The organism is Streptomyces sp. Y309 (assembly GCF_056712025.1).
Genome location: NZ_CM160048.1, coordinates 925,098 through 947,780 on the forward strand (window position 1 = coordinate 925,098; position 22,683 = coordinate 947,780).

Consider the following 22,683-nt stretch of genomic DNA (forward strand, 5'->3'; position numbering starts at 1 on the left):
TCCGCGGGGCTGTGCTGTCGAACTGCTGAGACGGACACATCATCCAGCGAACAGGAAACTCAGAGACATCATGACTACCCCCATGCCGGCCGCACCGTTCGCCGACCCGGCGCCCGCGCAGCGCCTGGAGCGGGCGGCCACCGCGCTGACCGCACACGGTTTCACCGTGGAAATCCTCGACGACGCCACCGTCGCGCGCACCCGCGTCAGAGACCTGATACCGGAGGGCGCCCGCGTGTTCACCGCGGCCAGCGAGACCCTGCGCCTGTCCGGCATCGGCGAGGACATCAATGACAGCGGGCGGTACGACGCCATCAAGCCACGCGTCCTGGCCATGGACCGCGTCACCGGCGCCGACGACATCCGGCGGCTGCTCGCCGGCCCCGACGTCGTCGTGGGCAGCGTCGCCGCGCTCACCGAAACAGGCTCCCTGGTGGTCGCCTCGGGCAGCGGAAGCCAGTTGCCCGGCTACGCAGGCGGCGCGGCCCGCGCGATCTGGATCGTCGGGGCGCAGAAGGTGGTACCCGACCTGGGCACCGCGCTGCGGCGCGTCGAAGGCCACTGCCTCCCGCTGGAAAGCGCCCGCACCCAGGAGGCCTACGGGTGGCCCAGCGCCGTCAACCGCCTGCTCATCCTCAACGCGGAACACCAGCCCGGACGCGGCACCGTCCTGCTGCTCCGCGAAGCCATCGGGTTCTGAACCGCCAGGAGTCGTCCTCTCAGGAGCCGGGCTCGCGGGCGGGGCGGATCCGGCCGCGGTCGAGGGTCACGATCTCGTCGGCCGCGGCGAGGCACGAGCGGTCGTGGGCGACCAGGAGGGTGGTGCGGCCGCGGGTCGCGGCGAGGATGTCGGTGAGTACGGCGGCGGCGGTGTCCGGGTCGAGTCCCTCGGTGGGTTCGTCCAGGACGAGGACGGGCGGGTCGGCGAGCAGTGCGCGGGCCAGGAGCAGGCGTCCGCGCTGGCCGCCCGACATCGCGGCGCCGTTGTCGCCGAGGAGGGTGTCCCAGCGGTCGGGCAGCGACTCGATCCAGTCCAGGAGCCGGGCCCTGCGGGCCGCTTCGCGCAGGTCGGCGTCCGAGGCATCGGGGCGGGCCAGCAGCAGGTTGGCACGGACGGTGGTGTGGAAGACGTGCGCGTCCTGGGTCATGCCGGTGATCGCGCGGCGGGCGTCGGCACCCGCGCAGTCGCGCAGTTCGCGCCCGCCGACGCGGATGCTTCCGGCTTCGTACGGGACGTACCGCATGAGCGCCGCGATCAGTGTCGACTTGCCGGAGCCGCTGGCGCCGAGGAGTACGGTGCGGCGGCCGGGCGGCAGTCGCAGGGTCACTCCGTCGAGGGCCGGGGCGCCGCCGGGGCGGTGGCGCACCCGAAGGTCGGTGATGTCGACGCCGAGCGGCCCCCCGGCGGGGAGCGGGGCCGGGGCGGGCGGGTCGGTGACCGGGGGCGGCGTGTCGAAGAGGTCCGCCAACCGGCGTGCGGAGGCCCGCACTTCGGCGAGTCGGCGGGCGGCGGCGGGCAGCGGCACGAGGGCTTCGAACGAGACCAGCACGAGGACCGTCAGGACGGTGAGGTGCACGGCGGGCAGCGCGCCGGCCGCGTGCGCGCGCAGCGCGAGCCAGGTGACGCCGACCGCCGCCCCGCCCTGGAGCAGCAGCACCGCGGCCGAGGCCAGCGAGGTGGTGAGGGCTCCCCGGCGTTCCAGCGCGGCGATGCGGGCGGAGGCCCGGCGGGCGCGCTCGTCGGCGCGGTCCCGGGCGCCGTACGCGGCAAGGTCCGCCGCGCCTTGGGTCAAGTCCACGGTCAGCGAGGCGAGTTCGGAGCGCGCCGCCTTCTCCGCGGGGCCCGTGCGGCGGGACAGGGCCAGCACCAGGGTGGGTACGAGGAGTCCCGCCACGGCCAGGAGCAGCCCGAGCAGGGCGCCTGCCTGCGGCAGCAGCGCGGTGGCCACTCCGGTCGCGGTCACGGCGACCGCTCCGGCGGCCGCGGCCGGGATCAGGATCCGCAGCAGCAGGTCCTGGGCGGCGTCGACATCGTCGACGAGGCGGGTCAGGAGGTCGCCGCTGCGGAAGGCGGGGGTGCCCGCGGGGGCGAGGGGCACCAGCGCCTCGTACACCCGGGTGCGGAAGCCCGCGACGGCCCGCAGCACGCCGTCGTGCCCGAGGAGCCGGTCGGCGTAGCGCAGCGCCCCACGCCCCAGGGCCAGGGCCCGTACGGCGACGATCGCGACGCTCACCGAGGCGAGCGGGGGCTGTTCGGCGGCGCGGGTGATCAGCCAGGCGGCGGTGGCCATCAGCGCGGCGGCGGCGAGGTCGCTGCCTGCCGAGGCGAGCGCGGCGGGCAGCAGCCTGCGCCAGTACGGGAGGAGGTGACGCAGGAGGCGGAGCGTGGGGCGGGAGCCGTGCACCGCCGCGGCGGGGGCGGCTGCGATGGCGTGGGAGGTCATCAGGCCAACAGCCCTTCCGTGTACACCTGTTGGGAAGCGGCGGCCCGGGGCACCGAGGCGGCGGGGCTGCCCGCTCGCCCTGTGGCGATGCCGCCTGCCCGTACCGTGATGATCCGGTCGGCGTGGGGCAGCAGGCTCGTGCGGTGCGCGACCACGACCGAGGTCCGGCCGCGCATCAGGTCGACCGTGGCGCGGGTGACGGCGGCCTCGCTCTCGGGGTCGAGGTGGGCGGTCGGTTCGTCGAGGAGGAGCACGGGGGCGTCCTTGAGGAACGCGCGGGCCAGGGCGACCCGTTGGCGCTGACCGGCGGAGAGGCCCGCGCCCTGTTCGCCGAGCACCGTGTCGTACGCCGCCGGGAGCTCCTCGATGAAGGTGTCGGCCGAGGCGGCGCGGGCCGCCCGCCGCACCTCGGCGTCGCTCGCGTCGGGCCGCCCGAGGCGGATGTTGTCGGCGACGGACGCCGCGAACAGGTGCGGGCGCTGCGGCACCCACGCCACCTGGGTGCGCCACGCGTCGGGGTCGAGGCGGGCCAGGTCGGTGCCGCCGACCTCGACGCGGCCCGAGGCGGGGGTCACGAAGCCGAGGAACAGCGCCAGCAAGGTGGACTTGCCCGCGCCGCTCGGGCCGACCAGGGCCACGTGCTCGCCGGGGGCGACTGCGAGGGAGACGTGCCGGAGGGCGGGGGCGGTGCGGCCCGGGTAGTGGACGGTGACATGGTCGAGGCGGAGATGCGTCGTGCGGGCGTTGGACGCGAGGGCATGGACGGCAGCGCGCTCTGTGGCGCGCACGCCTTCGAGGGCGTGCGGGCCGTCCTCCTCGTCCAGCATCGCGAACACCCGCTCGGCCACCGCGATGCCCTCGGCGCTGTCGTGGAAGGCCGCGCCCGCGGCACGCAGCGGCAGATACGCCTCGGGGGCGAGGAACAGGACGGTCAGGGCCGTGCCCAGGTCCAGCTCGCCGCCGAGCAGCCGCAGCCCGACCGGGACGGCCACCAGCGCCACGGACAGGGTGGCGACCGTCTCCAGGACGAAGGAGGAGAGGAACGCCACGCGCAGCGTCCGCATGGTGGCCCGCCGGTGGGCGTCCGCCATCTCGCCCACCACCCGCGCCTGGTGCCCCTCGCGGCCGAACGCCCGCAGTGTCGGCAGCCCGGCCACCACGTCCAGGAAGTGACCGCCGAGGCGGGCCAGCAACCCCCACTGCCGAGCCGTGCGCCGGGCGGTGTGCATGCCGACCAGCGCGCCGAACACGGGGATCAGCGGCAGCGTCACGACGACGATCAGCGCCGAGGTCCAGTCGGTCCACATCAGCCAGCCGACGACGGTGAGGGGCACCACGGCGGTCGCCGTCATCGTCGGCAGGTAGCCGATGACGTACGGGTCCAGGGCGTCGAGACCACGGGTGAGCAGCGTGGCCGTCTCGCCGTGGCGGCGGGCCGCCAGGCGCAGCGGGCCGGTGTGCCGCAGCCGGCCGGTGATCCGGTCCCGCAGCGTGCGCTTGGCGTCGGCCGCGGCGCGCTGCGCGAGCACGCCGCGGGCCCAGGCGAGAAGCGCGCGCAGCGCCATGACGGCGGCCAGCGCTGCCAGCGGCGCGATCCGCACCCCGTGCCCGGCGAAGCCGTCCGCGAGGACGGACGCGAGCAGCGCCGCCTGGGCGACGACGAGTCCGGCGGCGAGGAGCGCCAGCACCGTGGAGTACGTCATGTGGCGCCGCAGCACCGGGAGTTCCCGTATCAGGCGGCGTTCGACCGGCTTCATCCTTCGGCCCCTCTCGTCACTCGTGCGGTTCAGAAATAGCTCGGGTGACGGCGGCCCGTACGCCCCCGGAAGGCCCACCAGCTCCACGCCTGGTACGCGAGGATCACCGGGATCACCAGGACCCCGAACGCGCTCAGGATCTTCAACGTGGCCTCGTCCGTGACGGCGTGATGGACGGTCAGCCCCGTGCCCGCCGAGCTGATCAGGACGTACGGATGGTGCCCGGCCCCCACGAGCAGCACGGGCAGCGCGGTCGCGCAGCAGGTGGCCACGAACGCGCGGACGTGGTGTCCGCGGGAGAGGCTCCACCAGGCGCCGCCGAGCGCCGCCGCGAACAAGGCGGCGACGACCGCGGAGGTGGCGCGGTTCGTCATCGAGGCACCTGCCCCGAAGAGCGTGAGCAGCAGCGCGAGGGAACCGGCGGCGCCTGCCGCGCGCAGCAGCGCGGCACCCAATTCCCGTGCCCTGGCGGCGACTTCGGGGCCCGCGCGGAGCGCGACGAAGGCCGCGCCGTGCGCCGCGAAGAGCAGCAGGGTGGTCACGCCGCAGGACAGGACGAAGGGCGTGAGGACGTCGCCGAACCCGATGTGGAAGGATCCGTCGGCCCGGCGTGGCACGCCGTGGAGCAGCAGGCCGAGGACGAGTCCCCAGCACAGGGCGGGCAGCGCGCCGCCGAACACGATCAGCGCGTCCCAGCACCGGCGGCCGCGGGCGCTGTGGGCGCGGCCGCGCAGCTGGATGGCGGCGTTGCCGAGGACCAGGCCGACGAGGATCGCCACGATCAGCGGATACAGGCCGGACAGGAGGCTGCCTTCCAGATGCGGGAAGGCCCCGAACAGGACGCCGGTGAAGGCGACCAGCCAGACCTCGTTGCCCAGGAAGAACGGAGCCATGGCGTCGAGGGCGGCGTTCCGGGCGGTGCGTTCGGCCTGTTGACCTTCGCGGCGGGCGAGGCCTTCGCGGCGGCCGAGGCCCTCGCGGCGCCCGAGGAAGGGGTGCAGCATCTGCGCGCCGTAGTCATAGCCGCCGAGCACGAAGTACCCGGCCAGAAGCAGGCCGAGGAGGGCCAGCCAGAGGGTCTCCAGACTCATTTCGCTCAACTTTCCTTGCAGGACGGCAGGGGCCATCCCGGCAGGTGGGTGTGGGTGTGGGTGCTGCCGGTCGGACGGGGTCCGAGGGCCGGACAGCTGGCCGGGCCCGGGTCAGAGGGCCGGTACTGGGTGTTTCTCGTCAGGGGCGCCCCCGCCCGGCCCTTCGGGCACGTCGTCGGGGAGCGGCTCGGTGGCACCGAGCTGCGTCGCGTCGGGGCCGCGGCGGGCGAAGCGCGTGATCAGGGTCCAGTTCGTCACGGCCAGCGCGACGAATACGGCGATGAACACGGCGCAGGACACGGCCAGGGCGGTCGTTCCGACGTGGGACAGCGCGTCCTCGACCGTCAACTCGCCGTAGACAAGCCAGGGTTGGCGTCCGACCTCGCGGACGACCCAGCCGCCGGCGGAGGCGATGAAGGGGAACGGGATCGTGGCCACGAGGACCCACGAGGCCCATCGCCAGCGGATCAGCCGGTCCTTCCACAGCAGGACGAGCGCGATGATCGTGATGGTGGACACGGTGTTGCCGATGATCGTCATGACGTCCATCGAGATCCGCATCGTGTCCTGCCAGGGCACGTAGTCGCCGGGCCCGTACTCCTCGACGAGCCGGGCCTGCGCCTCGGCGACGCCGCTGTTCTCCAGGACCGCGTGCTTCATGGGCTGGGTCCGCTCGATCACGGGCCGCTGCATCTCGCCGACGATGACGACGAAGAAGGAGGTGAGCATGGCCACCCACAGGCCGAGGCGCAGGGAGCCGCGGAACAGCTCGGTCTCCTTGGTGCCCCGCAGGAAGTGCCAGGCGCTGATCCCGGCGACGAAGACGCCGCCCGTGGTGAGCGCGGCGAGCGCGATGTGGCCGAGCGCGACCAGGGCGCTGGAGTTGGTGAGCAGCGCCCCGAAGTCGGTCAAGTAGGCGGCGCCGTCGCGCACTTCGTAGCCCACGGGGTGCTGCATGAAGCCGTTGGCGATCATGATCCAGTACCCGGAGGCGTACGCGGTCAGGGTGACCAGCCAGATGAGCGTGACGTGCACGCCCCTGCGCATGCGGCCCCAGCCGAAGATCCACATGCCGAGGAAGGTGGACTCGGCGAAGAAGGCGATGAGGGTTTCCAGGGCCAGCGGGGCGCCGAAGACATTGCCCGCGAACTTGCTCAGGCCGCTCCAGCTGAGCCCGAACTGGAACTCCATGACGAGGCCGGTGACGATGCCGACCGCGTAGTTGATGACGTAGAGCTGGCCCCAGAAGCGCGTCATGCGCTCCCGGACGGCTCTCCTGACGGGGTCACGGGTGTACGCGGCCCGGGTGTGCATGATCGCCACGAGGGGGACGAGGCCCATGGTGAGGATCACGAACAGCCAGTGGATGCCGGTCGTGGCCGCGAACTGGAGTCGCGCCAGATCCGCAGCGCTCATGATGCGACCTTTCTGAGGCGGGGGGCGGGGGCGAGGTACGGGGAGAGACGGGAAGTACGGGAGGGGCAGGAGGGACGAGAGGGGCGGGGCCACCGCTTCGCGTGTGCAGGTGCCGGGCGCCGTTGCCCGTCACCTGTGCGGTGATCCCGATGAAGACCGTAGGGAGAATTGCTTATGCATTCCAAGACCGGTTTCGCTATGTGAAGATGACCCAGAAGGCATAAGCAGAGGTGGGTCGTCGATCAAGTGAGGGTGGACCGTGGATCTGCTGCAGTTGCGCTACTTCCAGGCCGTCGCCCGCTACGAGCACATCAGCCGGGCCGCGGAGGAGCTGCACGTCGCCCAGCCCTCGCTCAGCCGCACCCTCGCCCGCCTGGAGGCCGAGCTCGGCACCCCGCTCTTCGACCGGCAGGGCCGACGCATCCGGCTCAACCCGTACGGCGCGATGTTCCTGCGCCATGTCGACCGCGCCCTGAGCGAGCTCGACGACGGCCGCAGGGCCCTGCGCGACGCGCGTGACACGGGGCTCGGCCGGGTCAGCGTCGCCTCCGAGACCCTCCTGACGATCACCCATCTCCTCGGCAGCTTCCGGGCCGATCACCCCGGCGCCGACGTGCGCCTCTTCCAGTCGAACGCGACGGAGATGGCCCGCCAACTCCGCGCCGGGGAGGTCGACTTCTGCGTGGCCTCGCAGCCGCTGACCGGCACCAACCTGGAGGCGGTCGAGCTCGCCCGCGAGGAGGTGCTGCTCGCGGTGCCGCCCGGGCACTGGCTCGACGGGCGGGAGAGCGTGACGATCCCGGAGATCGCCGACGAGCTCTTCGTGACCACGCGCCACGGGCACTGGCCGCGCGCCCTCCTCGACCAGCTCTTCACGGCCGAGGGGCTCACGCCGCGGCTCTCCTGCGAGGGCGACGAACCGGGCGCCAGCCAGGACATGATCAGCGCGGGGCTCGGCATCGGCCTCATCCCGGCGATGTCCCGCCAGGCCGGCACGGAGACCCGCGTCCCGGTCGCCTGGGTGCACCTGGACGCGCCCGGCTGCCACCGGGTGCTGACCCTGGTGCGCAACCGCGACACCTACCTGTCCGAAGCCGCCGTCAAATTCCGGGAGTTCACCACCAGCAGGCCCTTCATGACGCACCGCATGCCCCACCCGCGCCGGGACCACGCCCACGATCCTTCCTAGCGCGCCCGGGAACTCCTCTGGTACGTTCCAACGCGCTGCCACATCTCGGCCGAGGACGTCGCGTGTCCGAACGGCCCATGGATGAGGGCGAGTTGGCAGGGGTGTCGCGTCCCCCACCGACCGCCACCGGCGGCGCCCTCCCCCGCTTCCTCACCACTTCCCACTCGACCGGCATCCGTGCCCGACCGGTTCCGTGCCCAGGCGCGCAACCGTGCCCCGCCGCGTAACCGTGCCCGCCGCGCCCATCGCGCGCGACCGGACGCCGTCGAGTCGACACCGAACACCGAGTACCGACCACCGAGGAGACCCGGCATGCCCAAAATCACCTACGTCGCCGCCGACGGGACCGCGCGGACGGTCGACGTCACCGTCGGTACGAGCGTCATGCGCGGCGCCGTCTTCAACGACGTCGACGGCATCGTCGCCCAGTGCGCCGGCCACGCCCAGTGCGCCACCTGCCACGTCTACGTCGACGAGACGCACCTCGACAAGCTGGCACCCGCCCGGCCGGACGAGGACGACATGCTCGGCTTCACGGCCTGCCCGCGCCGCCCCAACAGCCGGCTGAGCTGCCAGCTCGAAGTGACGGGCGACATGGACGGCCTGATCGTCCACCTCCCGGAACGGCAGTACTGATGGCGGCCGGCGCACAGCCCGCGTCCGTGGTCGTCGTGGGCGCCGGACAGGGCGGATACCAGACGGCGGCGGCCCTGCGCGAGCACGGCTACCGGGGCCGCGTCACGCTCATCAGCGCCGAGGACGCGCTCCCGTACGAGCGTCCGCCGCTGTCCAAGGCGTACCTCAGGGGCGAGGCGGACGAGGCGGGGCTCTGGCTGCGGCCCGCCACGTACTACGTACGCCAGTCGATCGATCTGGTCGGCGGCACCGTCACGGAGATCGACCGGGCCGCCCGCACGGTCCGCCTCGCCGACGGGTCCGCGTACGACTACGGCCATCTCGTCCTGGCCACCGGGGCCCGGCCGCGCACGCTCGGCGTGCCGGGCGGAGGGCTGCGCGGCGTATCGGGCGCGGGGCTGCGCGGCGTGCACACCTTGCGGACCGCGCAGGACGCCGCCGCGCTGCGGGCGTCGCTCGCCACCGCGCGGCACGTGGTGGTGGTCGGGGCCGGGTTCATCGGCCTCGAATTCGCCTCCGTGGCACGCTCGGTGGCGCGGGACGCGGGCCGTTCGGGCTGTGAGGTGACGGTCGTCGAAGCGCTCGACCGTCCGCTCGCCCGGGCCGTCTCGGCGCCGACCGCCGAACACTTCACGCGACTGCACCGCAAGGAAGGCACCCGGTTTCTGTTCGGCCAGGGTGTCGCGGTCCTGCACGGTGACGCCCGCGGGCGGGTGGTGTCGGTGGAGCTGGCCGACGGCCGCAGGCTGCCCGCCGACCTGGTCCTGATCGGCGTGGGCGTCACCCCGCGCACGGAGCTGGCCGCGGCGGCCGGTCTCCCGGTGAACGGCGGCATCACCGTCGACTCCCGCCTGCTGACCGGCGATCCGCACATCTCCGCCATCGGGGACTGCGCGGCGTTCCCGCGGGCGCGTACCGGGAACCTGGTGCGGCTCGAATCGGTGCAGAACGCCGTCGGCCACGCCCGCCTGGTCGCCGAGCGCCTCACCGGGTCGACGACCCGCGCCTACGACGACCTGCCCTGGTTCTGGAGCGACCAGTTCTCAACGACGCTCCAGATAGCGGGACTTGACGACGCGGAACACGACACCGAGGTGGTGCTCGACGGCACCCCCGACGCGTTCTCGGTGCTCCTCTTCCGCGGGCCGGACCTCCTGGCAGTGGAGTCCGTCAACCGGCCGGCGGATCACATGGCGGCCCGCCAACTCCTGGGCAGGGGAATCAAGGTGACCCCGGAGGACGCCACCGCCCCCGGGTTCACGCTCAAGGGCCACCTCGCACCGGACAGGCGGCGTCAGGCTCCGGGCGCGGGCCGCACGGTGATCCCGTGACGCTCCAGCAACGCCGCCGTCACCCCGTCCCCCGAAACCAACTCCCCCGCGAACGACCCGTCGTAGACCGCACCCCGGCCGCACGAAGGGCTGCGCGGCATCAACAGCGCCTCCCCGCAGCCCCCGTGCCGCGCCGCGGCGAGCGCGCGGTGTGCTCCGGCCACGAACTCCGCCGTCACGTCGCGCCCGGTGTCCTCGACGACCCGCGCCGTCCCGTCCAGCACGTCGTGCCCGTCGCCACCGACGAGCTCGGCGGGCCGGCGCGGCGTCGCGAGGCCGCCCGCGACCTCCGGACAGAAGGAGACGACCGCCCGCCCGGCCACGGCCTCATCCATCTCCGGGGACACCTTGTGCCGCCCGTCGTACCGACAGGGCACCCCGCGCAGGCACGCGCTCACCAAGACTGCTTCCATGCCGCCAGCCTAGGCGCGACCACCACAGCCCGACCCGCGCCCCTGTCTTCGCGTGACGGGCGCGCCTCAACTCGCGTGACGGGCGCACCTACCTCAACCCTTGACGGCCTCGGCGATCTGCTGGGCGGCCTGGGCAGGCGTGAGGTGCGTGGTGTCGACGACCTCGGCCTCGCTGTGCAGCCACCTGCGGGCCGCCTCGGCGTAGGGCTCGAGGTATTGCAGACGGAACGGGGAGTTGGGGCCGAGAATAGTGTCGCCCGCGATGCGCTCGCGGAGGGTGTCCTGGTCGGCGTGGAGGACGAAGTGCCGTACGGGAATGGCGTGTTCGGCGAGTCCCGTGCTGATCTCGCGCCAGTACTCCTCGACCAGGACGGTCATGGGCATCACCAGGGTGCCGCCGGTGAAGTCGAGCACGCGGCGGGCGGTGTCGACCACGAGCGGCCGCCACGGCGCCCAGTCCTGGAAGTTGCCCGTCCAGGGCAGCGCGGGCGTGATGTCCATGAGTGTCTCGCCGACCTTCTCGGCGTCGAACACCCGTGAATCCGGGATCAGCTGCTGCACGAGCGCACTGGTCGTCGTCTTGCCTGCGCCGTGGGTTCCGTTGAGCCATACGATCATGGGGCCCGAGGCTAGGGGGTGTCCGATGGGTCCTGCCGACGTCGCGGTGTCTGGCACGCGCATCTGCTGCGTTGTCGTCGGTTGCCGACGCTCCGCGTCGACGCCCTCCTCCGCCTTGCAGCTGCACGCACCAGACACCGCTCGGCCCTGATGAAAGGGCATCCCGAACATGGTCGGCCGGACCCATCGGACACCCCCTAGCGCTGTGCGGGCCGCGGGAGCGAGCACGGCGGACATCCGGTGCGGCTTCGGCGTTGCTTCGGCGTTGCTCAGGGGGCGTCAACCACCGAGATCCGCGGAACCGCGCGTGAACGCGGCGTGGGCGGCGTGTTCTTGGGTGCGGGCTTCCTCCGTGGTGGTCCATGCGGCGGCGCGGCGCAGGGCGTCGAACTCGTGGGTGAGGGACGTCGCGGACGTGGTGCGGGTGTCGGTGCTGATGGTGACGGGGAGTCCGGCGGCCAGGAGGCGGGTGGCGGGGTGGGCGGTGAGGCCGGTTACGGCGCCGGTCTGCACGTTGCTCGTGGGGCACATCTCGAGGGCGATCCGGTCGGTCCGCAGGCGGTCGAGAAGTGCGCTGTCGCCGGTGCAGCGGACGCCGTGGCCGATGCGGCGGGCGCCCAGGACGTCGATGGCCTCCCACATGCTCTCGGGCCCGGCGGCCTCACCGGCGTGCACCGTGCAGGGGAGCCCGGCCGCGTGGGCGAGGTCGAAGGCGGCACGGTGTGGCCCAGCTCCGTGCAGCCGCTCGTCACCGGCGAGGTCGAGCCCGACCACCATGTCCCGGTGGCGCAGGGCGGTTTCGGCGACGGCGAGACTCTCGTCCGGGGACTGGTGGCGCAGGCAGCACAGGAGGAGTCCGGTACGTACGCCGGTGGCCCGCCGCCCCGCGTCCAGGCCCGCTGCGACGGCGCGCACGGCGTCGTCGAGCGTCATGCCGCGGCGGCCGTGCAGCTGCGGGGCGAAGCGGACCTCTCCGTACACGATCCCGTCGGCGCTCCAGTCCTCGACGAGTTCGCGTGCCGCGCGGCTGAGGGCGTCGGGCGTCTGGAGCACCCGCAAGGGGACGTCGATGTAGGTGAGGAATCGGGTGAGGCTGCCGCAGTCGCGCGGGGCGATCACCAACTCCTCGACGGGTCCGTCCAAGGCGATGCCCTGCCGCCGGGCGAGGTCGGCGACCGTACCGGGCCGCACGGAACCGTCCAGGTGGCAGTGGAGCTCGTAGCGCGGGACGGGTGTGCGCGAGGGCGTGGAGGTCGGCTCGGAGGAGTTCATCGGGTGCTTCCGGACGAGGGGGCGACGGGGACGGCGGGCGCGTGGGGCGCGTCGGGCACGGCGGGCACGTCAGGCGCGTCAGGCGCGTCGGGCACATCGGGCAACGGCGCGAAGGCGGGGCCCCGGTGCGCGCCAGGGGGCGCCGCAGCCGGAATCCGGCGAGCCACGGTGTCGTACAGAAGCTCCTTGAATCCGCCTTCGTCCACGCGGCGCACCAGCGTCACGTTGGGGGCGGGCGCGGTCACACGACGGTCGATGATCATCTGCCCGCGGGTCTCGTCGCCCACGGCGATGTCGACGTGCGCCTGTTCCCGCTCGGTGACGAGTTCGGGCTTCAGGGCGACGGCCATGGCGACGGGGTCGGGCAGGTCGTAGCCGGCCAGGCCGGTGACGTCGCGGGCCCAGTCCGCCACGGTGCGGTTGATGCGATGGGCGAAGGCCGCCATGGGAGTACCCAGCCGTTCCAGGCGCCGCTGGTCGTCCGGGGTCATGACGGCGTCCTTGCGGGAGACGTCCCAGCCGATCCAGGTCACCTTGTCGGGCGTGGCGGCCCGGGTGACGATCCGCGCGGCCTCGGGGTCGGCCCACACGTTGAACTCGGCCGTGGGCGAGACATTCCCTCGCATGTCGGCCGCGCCGGCCATGCAGTACACGTGGCGGTAGCGCGTGAACAGCAGCGGGTCGCGCGTCAGTGCCGCGGCGACGTTGGTGAGCGGGGCGAGCGTGACGAGTGTCAGCTCGCCGGGGCGGTCGCGGGGAAGACCGAGCAGGACGTCGACCGCGTGCGCCGGGTCCGGGGCCCGTGCCGGATCGGGCAGACCGATGTCTCCCATGCCGTCCTCACCGTGCACGTGCTGCGCGCCGGACAGGGACCTCGCCAACGGGCGTGCGCAGCCGGGATGGACGGGTATGTCCGTGCGCCCGGCGGTCTCCAGGGAGATCAGGGCGTTGCGGGTGCCGGTGGCGAGCGGCACGTTCCCGGCCACGGTGGTGACGGCCCGGATGTCGCCGAGCCCGCTCGCGGCTGCCAGCAGCAGCGCGACCGCGTCGTCGGATCCGGTGTCGGTGTCGATGACCAACGGAAGAGCGGACACGGGCCGGGCTCCTTTCGTACGGGGCTTACTGGGCGTACGAGGTTCAACTGGCCCCGCCCAGACCTGTCTAAACGTTTAGATGCCAGAATGCAAGGACCATGACGAAGCGAGCAGCCAAAGCGGCGACGCTGACCGACGTGGCCCGCAGGGCCGGGGCCTCGACGGCGGTGGTCAGTTACGTGATGAACAACGGCCCCCGCCCGGTCGCCGCCGCGACCCGCGAGCGGGTGCTCGCCGCGGCGGCCGAGCTCAACTACCGCCCCAACCGCATTGCCCGCGCCCTGCGTTCACGCACGACGGGCGTCGTCGGACTCGTCCTCGCCGACGCGTCCAACCCCTACTTCGCTACGCTGGCCCGCCACATCGAGCAGGCCCTGGACACGCACGACAAGCTCACGCTGACCGGCAACGCCGACTACTCCGCGGAGCGTCAGCGGCACCTCGTCGAACGCTTCCTCGCCGCCCAGGTCGACGGCCTCGTGATCGTGTCCGCGGACGGCGGCACCGACGTGGCCGCCGAGGCCGAGGCGGCCGGTGTCCCCGCCGTCTACGTGCACAACAGGCCCGAATCGGCGCGCTCCCCCGTCGTGAGCGCCGACAACGACGCGGCCGTGCACGCGGCCGTGACCCACCTGCGCTCCCACGGGCACGACCGCATCGCCTTCCTCGCCGGCCCCCACGACGCGGGCCCGGTCGGCCGCCGCCTCGCGGCGTGGGGATCCGCCGTGGGCCGCACCGGCGACACAGCCCTCGGCACCACCGGCGACACTCTCGTCGGCCCCACCGGCGACGCGCTCCTGCGCTGCGGCTACTCGCGCGCCGCCGCGGCCGACCTGACCCGGGACCTCGTCGCCCGCGGCGCCATGCCCCGGGCGCTGATCACCGCCACCGACGAACAGGCCGTCGGGGTGCTCGCGGGCGCCTGGGCCGCCCACCTGCCCGTACCCGACCGGCTCGCCGTCGTCAGCCTCGACGGAACCCCCGACAGCGCCCACACGGCCCCCGCTCTGACGGTCACCGAACAGCCCTTGCGGGCCATGGCGCGGCGGGCCGTCGGCCTGCTGATCGACGGCGCCGACGGGGTCTCTCCCGAAGCCGTGCCGCCCGCCTCTCTGATCCTGCGGCGCAGCTGCGGGTGCGCGAACAGCGGCTGACCCGCCGTCAACGTGCCGTAGTGCGCAGGCACCAGGACACGTGAGCGGCTGGTCCGGGCGCACCAGGGGAAGACGGCGGCGGCGGACGATGCCCGGTGGGACGCCGGAGGGAAGTGTGGGAGGCGCGCGAATCTCGCGCATTCCCCTTGCCCGACGGTGTCTGGAGTGATCAACAGGTGTTAGGGACGTCCACGTCCGAAGCTGTGCTTTCCCCGGTCCGCATCGGGAGACTGTCGATCGGTGCCCTCGGCATCCTGGCACTCGCCCTCGGCACCCTGCAGACGGTGATCGAGCCTGCGCTCCCGCAGCTGCAACGTGAGCTGGGGGTCAGTCCTGGCGAAGGCGCATTGATCGGCAACGCTTTCCTCGTCACCGGCGCGGTCGTCGCACCCGTCGCGGGCAAACTCGGCGACCGCTACGGCGGGAAGCGTGTCCTTGTCTGGCTGATGGCCGTGGTCTCGGCCGGTGGTCTGTTGGCCGGCCTGGCGCCGAACCTGCCGGTGCTGTTGCTCGGTCAGGTATTCCAGGGCGCCATGGTGGGTGCGCTGCCCCTCTCGTTCATCCTGGTGCGCAAACACCTCTCGCCACGAGCGTCACACCTGGCGATCGGTTTGGTCATGGGACTGTTCACGGGCGGCGCCATGGTGGGAACGGTGATTCCCGGGCCGATCTCGGAGAACATGTCCTGGCATTGGATGTTCGGGATACCGACGATCGCGATCATCGCGACGACGTTGGTCGTGGCTCGGCTGATGCCGCAAGATCCGCCGGTCCCATCGGACCACAGGATCGACTGGCCTGGTGTGGTTCTGCTGAGCGCCACGTTGCTCACGTTCATGCTCGGGCTCGTGAAGGTGACGGGTTCCGGCCTGCCGCCACTCGGGGTCGTCGGCGTCGCGGTGCTCCTGGCCGCCCTCGCGACCGGATGGGTCGCCGTCGAGCGCCGGGCAGCCTCGCCGATGGTCGATCTGCGCATGCTGGCAAAGCCCGCGATGTGGAATGCGTGCGTGCTCACCTTCATCATCACCATGAGTTCCGGGATGGTGACCCTTCTGCTCCCGCAGCTGTTCGGGATACCGGGCGACGGGTACGGCTTCGGAGCCGACACCACCGACATCGGACTGTTCCTGCTTCCCGGCGCCATCGCCGGGTCGCTGAGCGATTCGGTCGGCGGGATCGCGGCGCGGCGTTTCCCTCCGCGTGCCCTGGTCATCGGGGGCTCCGTCGTCACGGCGGTCACACTGATCGCCCTGGCGTCGCGGCACACCGCGGAATGGCAGCTCGTCCTCGCGAAAGTGCTGACCGGTCTCGCCGCGGGCGTCGCGAGCACGGCGTTGCTTGCCACCACCGCCACCACCGTCGAGACCAAGGACACCGGCATCGCCACCAGCATGCTCGTGGTGACACGCGTGGTCGGCGTCGCCCTGGGCGCCCAGATCGGCGCCGCGATCCTCGACGCCGGGGCCGACCCGACGACGGGCCTGGCGAGCGAATCGGCCTTCGTCACAGGTTTCACCGTCGCCGGCCTCGTCGCCGCATTGTCACTGCTCGTCGTCCGTTTCACGAAGATCCGTATCACGAAGAAGGGAACCCAGGCATGACACGCGAAGTTCTGATCTCCGGGGCCAGCATCTCCGGACCCGCGCTTGCGTACTGGCTGCACCGGTCCGGATGCGCGGTCACCGTGGTGGAGAAGGCAGGCGCACTGCGCGGCGGTGGTTACCCGATCGACGTCCGCGGCAGCGCGATAGAGGTGGTCCGGCGGATGGGGATACTGCCGCAACTGCGGGACGCGCACCTCGACTCGCGTCGCTGCACGTTCCTCGACGCCGATGGCAGCACAGTGGCCTCGCTCAGACCGAGTGCCGTTGCCGGAAGTGTCGAGGGGCAGGACCTCGAGGTGCGTCGTGGGGATCTGGCCGCGATCCTCTACGGAAAAGTCCGCGACGACGTGGAATTCCTGTTCGGCGACTCCATCGACACCCTCGACCAGTCCGGACAAGGGGTCGACGTCACTTTCCGCAGTGGGCGACGGCGCACGTTCGACCTGGTCGTCGGCGCCGACGGTATGCACTCAGCTACCCGGAAGTCCCTGTTCGGCCCCGAAGAACAGTTCCACCACTACCTCGGCTACTGCTTCGCCCTCTTCACCATGCCGAACACCTTCGGGCTCTCCCGCGAGGTCGTGTTGTGGAACACCCCGGGGAAAGCCGCGGCCCTCTACGCCGTCGGGGACAACGACGAGCTGCACGCCTTCCTGAACTTTCACCGGCCAGAACCGCCGCTCGACGCCCTCCACAACCCCGACGCCCAGCGAGAGTTGGCCGCCACGGCCTTCGCGGGCGCGGGATGGGAGGTCCCCGGCATGGTCGACGCCATGCGCGACGCGGACGACCTGTTCTTCGACACGGCCGGTCAGATCCGCATGCCCCACTGGTCCAGCGGCCGCGTCGCACTCGTCGGCGACGCCGCGTACGCACCCTCGTTCCTCACCGGACAGGGCTCAAGCCTTGCGCTGGCCGGTGCCTACATGCTCGCCAACTCCCTGGCCACGCACCGGGACCACACCGCGGCCTTCGCCGCCTACGAACGCGACGTCCGCGAGTTCGTGGCCATGAATCAGGCACTGGTCGACAACGGTGCGGCCACGCTCTTCCCCACCACGGTGCGGGCCCTGGAGCAGCGCAACACCATGCTGCGTGGCCTCGTCACGATGCCCTCCGCGACAGCACGACCGGCCCACTCGGCCCTGACGCTGCCCCCGGTATCGGACTACGACAGGGGGTCGATGCCGCCGTCGGGACCCGCGCGGACCAGGCCCGTCCGGTAGGCGATGACGACGAGTTGCGCCCGGTCGCGGGCCTCCAGCTTCGTCATGGCGCGCTGCACGTGGGCGCGGACGGTGAAGGGGCTGAGGAACATCCGCTCGGCGATCTCCTGGTTGGACAGGCCGGTCGCGACCAGCGCCACCATCTCGCGTTCGCGCGGGGTGAGCACGGCGAGCCGTTCGGGATCGTGCGGCGGGGCGTCGTCCGGTGTGGCCAGGAAACGGGCGACCAGGGAGCGGGTCGCGGCGGGGGACAGCAGAGTGTCGCCGTCGGCGATCGTACGCACGGCGGCCAGCAGTTCCTCGGCCCCGATGCCCTTGCCGATGAAGCCGCCGGCCCCCGCGCGCAGCGCCTGCGCGACGTACTCGTCGGTCTCGTACGTGGTGAGGATCAGGATGCGGCTGGCGCGCAGTTCCGGGTCCGCGCAGATCTCCGACGTGGCGGTGAGACCGTCCACCTCGGGCATACGGATGTCCATGATCACCACGTCCGGGCGCAGCTCCCGGGTGAGTCTCACCGCTTCCCGGCCGTCGCCGGCCTCGCCGACCACGGTGATGTCGTCGGCGGTGTCGAGAAGCATCCGGAAGGCATCGCGCAGCAAGGCCTGATCGTCGGCGAGCAGCACCCGGAGCGTCACGGCGCATCACCGGCCTCTCCACCGCTTGTCGGTACGTCGCCTGTCGGTACGTCGGCCGTCCGCGTCGTGTCCTTGGCGGGCGGGAGGGGCAGCTGGGTGGAGACGAGGAAGCCGCCCTCCGGGCGCCCGCCCGCGGAGAGGTGTCCCCCGACGGCGGTGGCACGTTCGCGCATCCCGATCAGACCGTATCCGGGCGGACGGTCCTCCGCCGTGGACGCACCCGGTCCCGTGGACGCAGTCGGCGCCGTACCGGCGCCCCTTCCGTCGTCGGCAACGGTGATCGTCACGCGATCACGGTCCCACACGAGGCGCACCCGGGCGCTACCGGTACCGGCGTGCTTGGTCACGTTGGTCAGGGCCTCCTGGACGATGCGGTAAGCGGTGAGGTCCACTCCCGGCGGCAGCGGCCTGGCCGTGCCCTCCTGGTGCACCGACACCTCCAGTCCCGCGCGGCGGAAGGACTCGAGGAGCGTGGGAAGCCGAGATAGCCCGGGCGCCGGTTCGGCGGGCGCGGCCGCGTCCCCGGTCTGGCGCAGCAGACCGACCGTGGCCCGCAGGTCGTCGAGCGCGTCGCTGGTGGTCTCGACGAGCTCCTTCAGGCTCTTGCGGGTCTGCTCCGGGCGGGCGTCGAAGAGGTGGGCGGCGACCGTGGCCTGCGCGTTGGCCAGGGTGATCTGATGGGCCACCAGGTCGTGCAACTCCCGGGCGATGCGCACCCGTTCCTCGGCCACTCTCCGGCGCGCCTCGCTGTCCCGGCTCTCCTCGGCCCGCCGGGCCCGCTCCTCCACGGCCGCCAGATAGGCCCGCCGGTTCTGCACCGAGCGACCGAGTACGCCGGCCACCAGCGGGAACGCCGCCACCGCCCCCACCCTGCTCGCGTCCTTCCACGAGAGGGCCCCGAGCAAGGGGGTGGAGGCGACAAGCAGCGCCGCGGAGATGAGCAACACCGCGCTCGCCGCGCGCCGTTCGTTGCGCACGCCGCGCGCGTAGGAGTAGGCGGTGATCACGGCAGGGGCCACGATGAGCGGGCTCAGCAGGAGGCCCAAGGGCGGCACAAGGACGCCGCTCGCGGTCGTGACCGCCATGGCGGCCAGGGGCGCCCGGTGCCGCACCGGCAGCACGGCACAGGACGCCACGGCGATGAAGTAGGCGGCGACAGGCGGCGACGACAGCCCGCGGCCGTCTTCCTGCAGCGCGCCGCCGAGCAGACAGAGCGCGAACGCCGTCGCCGTGATCGCGCCCTCCCGCCACCACGTGCCGCGCGGTCGCGGGCCACCCCCACCCGTGTTCGTCATGGCCGGCTCAGTGCCGGTGCCGGCCGACGGGGAGCAGCGGCACCACTGCGTCCGGCACGGTCGCGGAAGCCGGGACGTGCCTGCTCAGTTTCTCCCCCTCGATGTCCACATTCGGCAGCACACGGTTCAGGATACGAGGCAGCCACCAGGCCCGGTGGCCGAGCAGCGCCAGGACCGCGGGCACGATCGCCATCCGGACCACGAAGGCGTCGAAGGCGACGGCGGCGGCCAGGCCGACGCCCATCGTCTGGATGGTCGGGCTGGTCATCCCGATGAATCCGGCGAACACGCTGATCATGATGATCGCCGCCGCGGCCACCACGCGTCCGCTGTGCCGGAACCCGGTGACGATGGCCTCGCCGGGCGAAGCGCCGTGGACGTACGCCTCCCGCATCCGGGTGAGGAGGAAGACCTCGTAATCCATGGCGAGGCCGAACACGATGCCGATGACGAGGATCGGCATCAGCGACATGACCGGCCCGGTCTGCTCGATGCCGAGCAGGTCTGCCGCCCAGCCCCACTGGAAGACGGCGACGAGGACGCCGAAGGCGGCACCCACCGACAGCAGGAAGCCGAGCGCGGCCTTGAGCGGGACCAGGACCGAGCGGAAGACCACCATCAGCAGGAGCACCGCCAGGCCGATGACGACGGTCAGATAGGGGATGAGGGCGTCGGACATGGCTTCGGAGATGTCGATGTTCATCGCGGTTTTGCCGGTCACCAGGATGCCGGCGCCCGTGTCGGCCTCGACGCCGGAGACCTCGCCCCGGATCGCGTGCACCAGGTCCCTGGTCTCGCTGCTGTTCGGCGCGGTCCGCGGGACGGCGGTGAGCACGGCCGTGTCCTTGGCCCGGCTGAGGACCGGATCACCGACCGACGCGATCCCGTCCATGCCCCGGAGTGTCTTGACGACCTGGTCCGTGGTGGCCCGGGTGTCCCCGGACTCGGACGTGTCCACGACCACGGTCAACGGGCCGTTGAAGCCGGGGCCGAAGCCTTCTGACAGCAGGTCGTAGGCGCGGCGCTCGGTGGTCTCCACCGACTTGGACTCGTCGCCGGGCAGCCCGAGTTCGAGGCTCAGTGCCGGTACGGCGACGGCGCCGAGACCCAGTCCTGCGACCATCAGTACGGCCACAGGGCGGCGCAGCACGAACCGCGCCCAGCGGGTCCCGAGCCCCTGAGGCGCCGTCGGGTGCGGGCGCTCGCTTCCCGGCCGGGCGGCCTTGCGGACACGGCGGGACAGCACTCGCCGGCCGAAGAAGCCGAACAGCGCGGGGACCAGGGTCAGGGCGACGAGTACGGCAAGGGCCACGGCGCCCGCGCCGCCCATGCCCATCTTGGTGAGCTCGGGGATTCCGACGACCCCGAGCCCGACCAGGGCGATGAAGACGGTCGCGCCGGCGAAGACGACGGCGGATCCGGCCGTGCCCACCGCCCGCCCTGCGGCCTCCTCCGGCTCGCTGCCCTGGGCGCGCTCGTCGCGGAAGCGGGAGGTGATGAAGAGTGCGTAGTCGATGCCGACCGCAAGTCCCAGCATCAGCGCCAGGATGCCGACGGTGGACGACAGGCCCAGCGGCACGGCCAGCGCGGAGACCAGGCCGAAGGCGATGGCCACGCCCACGAAGGCGGTGAGCAGCGACAGTCCGGCCGCGACCAGCGACCCCAGGGCGAGGACGAGGACCACCGCCGCCACCGCCACGCCGATGAGCTCCGTCGTACCGCCCGGTTCCTCTTCCGATTCCAGGGCCGAGCCGCCGATCTCCACGGTGAGACCCGCGTCCCGGGCCTGGCTCGCGGCGGCCTCGAGGGCGCTCTTCGTCGGCTCGGTGAGGTCGACGGCGTCCGCGGTGTAGGTGATCGTGGAGTAGGCGATGGTGCCGTCCTTGCTGACGGCGCCGGTCTCATAGGGGTCGGTGGCCGACGCGACCTGATCGCCCCCGTCCAGCGAGCCGAGCGTGTCCTCGACGGCTGCCTTGTGCTCCCTGGCCGTCACCCGCTGCCCGTCCGGGGCCTGGAACACCAAACGGGCCTCGGCGCCCTGGGAGTTGCTCTGGGGGAAGCGCTCGTCCAGCAGGTCGAACGCCTTCTGCGACTCGGTGCCGGGCATGGAGAGGTCCTCTTCCTCCCCGGCCGGCGCCATGGCCGCGGCGGCGACGGCCAGCACCAGGGCGCCCAGCCACAGACCGCCCACGAGCCGGCGCCGCCGGAAGGCCCACCGTCCGATCCGGTAAAGAAATGTCGCCACCTTTTGATCACTCCAGACACCGCTGAGGAAGGGGAATGCGCGAGATGTGCGCGCCTCCCACACTTCCCTCCGGCGTCCGGCCGGGCATCGTCCGCCGCCGCCGTCTTCCCCTGGTGCACCCGGACCAGCCGCTCGGGTGTCCTGGTGCCTACGCACTACAGGGCGGCTCGGGCCGTTACGACCGCCGCTCGACGACCTTCGCGTGCAGGAGCGTTCCGACGAGCTCGACGCGGAGACGGGTGTCGGCAGCGGAGTTCTTGGGGCGGCGCTTGACCTTGGTGCGGCACCGCGCCGCCGCAGGCTACGAACGGACCCCGATGGCGGCGGCGCTCCGGTGCGGGGCGATGCGGCGCAGCAGGAAGCCCGCGGCCAGGGCCATGACGAACATCACCACCGCGTACACCGCCGAGGGGATGGCCATCCGGGTGCTGTCCAGCAGCGAGGGGCTGAGGGCGATGGCCATCGACAGCGTGGTGTTGTGCATGCCGATCTCGAAGCAGGTGGCGACGGACTGCCGGTGGTCGCCGCGGGCCAGCCGGGTCGCCCCGTAGCCGGTGGTGAGGGAGATCGCGGCGAAGACGAAGACGACGAGGCCGACGTCGGCGAGATAGCCGAGCACGTTCTCCCGCTCGGCGGCGACCGCGGCGATGATGATGCCGATGAGCGCCGCCACGGCCGTGACCTTGACCGCCCGGGTGGAGCGCTCCGCGAAGTCCGGACGGCGGTGTCGCACCAGCATCCCCGCCGCGACCGGCACCAGCACGACGAGGAAGACCTGCAGCGTCTTGTCGAAGCGCAGTCCCAGCGCCTCGTCCGTACCGGTCATGAAGTGGTCGAGGGAGAGATTCACGACGACCGGCAGGGTGAAGACGGCGATGACCGAATTGATGGCGGTCAGCGTGACGTTGAGGGCGACGTCGCCGCCGAAGAGATGGCTGAAGATGTTGGCCATCGTGCCGCCGGGCGAGGCCGCGAGCAGCATCATGCCGACGGCCGGCGCGGGGCTCAGATCGAAGGCCAGCACCAGGCCCAGACAGACGGCGGGCAGCAGCACGAGCTGGCAGCCGAGGGCGACGGCCACGGGCCGCGGGTAGGCCGCGATCCTGCGGAAGTCGGCCACGGCCAGGCCGAGTCCGAGACCGAACATGATCACGGCGAGGACGGCTGGCAGCAGGTAGGTGGTCAGCGGCGAGTCCACAGGAACAGCCTCCGGGAGGCTGCTTGAAATGTCCACGACCATGCAGGCTGCCCGCACGCCGCGCG

At 72.3% G+C, this 22,683-nt stretch carries 19 protein-coding genes; 7 read left to right on the forward strand and 12 right to left on the reverse strand.

Going from position 1 to position 22,683, the window contains the following annotated elements; all coding sequences use genetic code 11:
* The first annotated feature begins 70 nt into the window (after nucleotides 1–70).
* Nucleotides 71–700 (forward strand): LUD domain-containing protein, encoded by a 630-nt coding sequence (locus tag AC0KTA_RS03195; RefSeq protein ID WP_481053541.1) that lies wholly within the window; start codon nucleotides 71–73, stop codon nucleotides 698–700.
* Nucleotides 701–719: 19 nt separating this feature from the next.
* On the opposite strand, the gene cydC is transcribed toward AC0KTA_RS03195, so the two are convergent.
* The 4 genes from cydC to AC0KTA_RS03215 all read right to left on the reverse strand — a co-directional run bounded on the left by cydC (nucleotide 720) and on the right by AC0KTA_RS03215 (nucleotide 6,708).
* The gene (cydC, locus tag AC0KTA_RS03200; protein WP_481053542.1) at nucleotides 720–2,444 is read right to left on the reverse strand and encodes a thiol reductant ABC exporter subunit CydC; all 1,725 of its coding nucleotides are present in this window, start codon (nucleotides 2,442–2,444) and stop codon (nucleotides 720–722) included.
* Nucleotides 2,444–4,201 (reverse strand): thiol reductant ABC exporter subunit CydD, encoded by a 1,758-nt coding sequence (gene cydD / locus AC0KTA_RS03205; protein WP_481053543.1) that lies wholly within the window; start codon nucleotides 4,199–4,201, stop codon nucleotides 2,444–2,446. Before cydD ends, cydC begins: the two co-directional genes overlap by 1 nt.
* A gap of 29 nt (nucleotides 4,202–4,230) precedes the next feature.
* Nucleotides 4,231–5,292, reverse strand: coding sequence for a cytochrome d ubiquinol oxidase subunit II (gene cydB, locus AC0KTA_RS03210; RefSeq protein WP_481053544.1), 1,062 nt, complete (start codon nucleotides 5,290–5,292; stop codon nucleotides 4,231–4,233).
* 111 nt (nucleotides 5,293–5,403) lie between these two features.
* The gene (locus AC0KTA_RS03215; protein WP_481053545.1) at nucleotides 5,404–6,708 is read right to left on the reverse strand and encodes a cytochrome ubiquinol oxidase subunit I; all 1,305 of its coding nucleotides are present in this window, start codon (nucleotides 6,706–6,708) and stop codon (nucleotides 5,404–5,406) included.
* A gap of 259 nt (nucleotides 6,709–6,967) precedes the next feature.
* On the opposite strand from AC0KTA_RS03215, the gene AC0KTA_RS03220 reads away from it, so the two are divergent.
* The 3 genes from AC0KTA_RS03220 (at nucleotide 6,968) to AC0KTA_RS03230 (ending at nucleotide 9,864) form a co-directional block, all read left to right on the forward strand.
* On the forward strand, nucleotides 6,968–7,897 hold the full coding sequence (locus AC0KTA_RS03220; RefSeq protein WP_481053546.1) for a LysR family transcriptional regulator: 930 nt from the start codon (nucleotides 6,968–6,970) through the stop codon (nucleotides 7,895–7,897).
* A 312-nt stretch (nucleotides 7,898–8,209) separates the two neighbouring features.
* A complete protein-coding gene (locus tag AC0KTA_RS03225) occupies nucleotides 8,210–8,533 on the forward strand; it encodes a 2Fe-2S iron-sulfur cluster-binding protein (RefSeq protein WP_481053547.1) in 324 nt (107 codons plus the stop codon).
* Nucleotides 8,533–9,864: an NAD(P)/FAD-dependent oxidoreductase gene (locus AC0KTA_RS03230; protein WP_481053548.1), complete on the forward strand. Its 1,332-nt coding sequence runs from the start codon at nucleotides 8,533–8,535 to the stop codon at nucleotides 9,862–9,864. The genes AC0KTA_RS03225 and AC0KTA_RS03230 overlap by 1 nt, the downstream gene beginning before the upstream one ends.
* Here the strand turns inward: AC0KTA_RS03230 and AC0KTA_RS03235 are convergent.
* The 4 genes from AC0KTA_RS03235 to AC0KTA_RS03250 form a co-directional block, all read right to left on the reverse strand.
* Complete coding sequence (locus tag AC0KTA_RS03235; protein ID WP_481053549.1) at nucleotides 9,828–10,277, reverse strand: 2-thiouracil desulfurase family protein; 450 nt, start codon at nucleotides 10,275–10,277, stop codon at nucleotides 9,828–9,830. The genes AC0KTA_RS03230 and AC0KTA_RS03235 overlap by 37 nt on opposite strands.
* Nucleotides 10,278–10,370: 93 nt before the next feature.
* The gene (locus tag AC0KTA_RS03240) at nucleotides 10,371–10,895 is read right to left on the reverse strand and encodes a P-loop nucleotide/nucleoside kinase family protein (protein WP_481053550.1); all 525 of its coding nucleotides are present in this window, start codon (nucleotides 10,893–10,895) and stop codon (nucleotides 10,371–10,373) included.
* A gap of 279 nt (nucleotides 10,896–11,174) precedes the next feature.
* The gene (gene add / locus AC0KTA_RS03245) at nucleotides 11,175–12,167 is read right to left on the reverse strand and encodes an adenosine deaminase (protein WP_481053551.1); all 993 of its coding nucleotides are present in this window, start codon (nucleotides 12,165–12,167) and stop codon (nucleotides 11,175–11,177) included.
* Nucleotides 12,164–13,261 (reverse strand): nucleoside hydrolase, encoded by a 1,098-nt coding sequence (locus AC0KTA_RS03250; RefSeq protein WP_481053552.1) that lies wholly within the window; start codon nucleotides 13,259–13,261, stop codon nucleotides 12,164–12,166. The genes add and AC0KTA_RS03250 overlap by 4 nt, the downstream gene beginning before the upstream one ends.
* Before the next feature lie 98 nt (nucleotides 13,262–13,359).
* On the opposite strand from AC0KTA_RS03250, the gene AC0KTA_RS03255 reads away from it, so the two are divergent.
* The 3 genes from AC0KTA_RS03255 (at nucleotide 13,360) to AC0KTA_RS03265 (ending at nucleotide 17,245) form a co-directional block, all read left to right on the forward strand.
* Entirely contained in the window at nucleotides 13,360–14,415 is a 1,056-nt protein-coding gene (locus tag AC0KTA_RS03255; protein ID WP_481053553.1) for a LacI family DNA-binding transcriptional regulator, read from the forward strand.
* A gap of 203 nt (nucleotides 14,416–14,618) precedes the next feature.
* Nucleotides 14,619–16,016 carry an MFS transporter gene (locus tag AC0KTA_RS03260; RefSeq protein WP_481053554.1) on the forward strand — a complete coding sequence of 466 codons (1,398 nt, stop codon included), beginning with the start codon at nucleotides 14,619–14,621 and terminating at the stop codon, nucleotides 16,014–16,016.
* Nucleotides 16,013–17,245: an FAD-dependent monooxygenase gene (locus AC0KTA_RS03265; RefSeq protein ID WP_481053555.1), complete on the forward strand. Its 1,233-nt coding sequence runs from the start codon at nucleotides 16,013–16,015 to the stop codon at nucleotides 17,243–17,245. Before AC0KTA_RS03260 ends, AC0KTA_RS03265 begins: the two co-directional genes overlap by 4 nt.
* Here AC0KTA_RS03265 and AC0KTA_RS03270 read toward each other — a convergent pair.
* The 4 genes from AC0KTA_RS03270 to AC0KTA_RS03285 all read right to left on the reverse strand — a co-directional run bounded on the left by AC0KTA_RS03270 (nucleotide 17,188) and on the right by AC0KTA_RS03285 (nucleotide 22,660).
* Entirely contained in the window at nucleotides 17,188–17,880 is a 693-nt protein-coding gene (locus AC0KTA_RS03270; RefSeq protein WP_481053556.1) for a response regulator transcription factor, read from the reverse strand. The genes AC0KTA_RS03265 and AC0KTA_RS03270 overlap by 58 nt on opposite strands.
* On the reverse strand, nucleotides 17,877–19,175 hold the full coding sequence (locus tag AC0KTA_RS03275) for a sensor histidine kinase (protein ID WP_481053557.1): 1,299 nt from the start codon (nucleotides 19,173–19,175) through the stop codon (nucleotides 17,877–17,879). The genes AC0KTA_RS03270 and AC0KTA_RS03275 overlap by 4 nt, the downstream gene beginning before the upstream one ends.
* A gap of 7 nt (nucleotides 19,176–19,182) precedes the next feature.
* Entirely contained in the window at nucleotides 19,183–21,420 is a 2,238-nt protein-coding gene (locus tag AC0KTA_RS03280) for an MMPL family transporter (protein WP_481053558.1), read from the reverse strand.
* 301 nt (nucleotides 21,421–21,721) lie between these two features.
* Nucleotides 21,722–22,660 carry a bile acid:sodium symporter family protein gene (locus tag AC0KTA_RS03285; RefSeq protein WP_481053559.1) on the reverse strand — a complete coding sequence of 313 codons (939 nt, stop codon included), beginning with the start codon at nucleotides 22,658–22,660 and terminating at the stop codon, nucleotides 21,722–21,724.
* Nucleotides 22,661–22,683 lie beyond the last annotated feature (23 nt).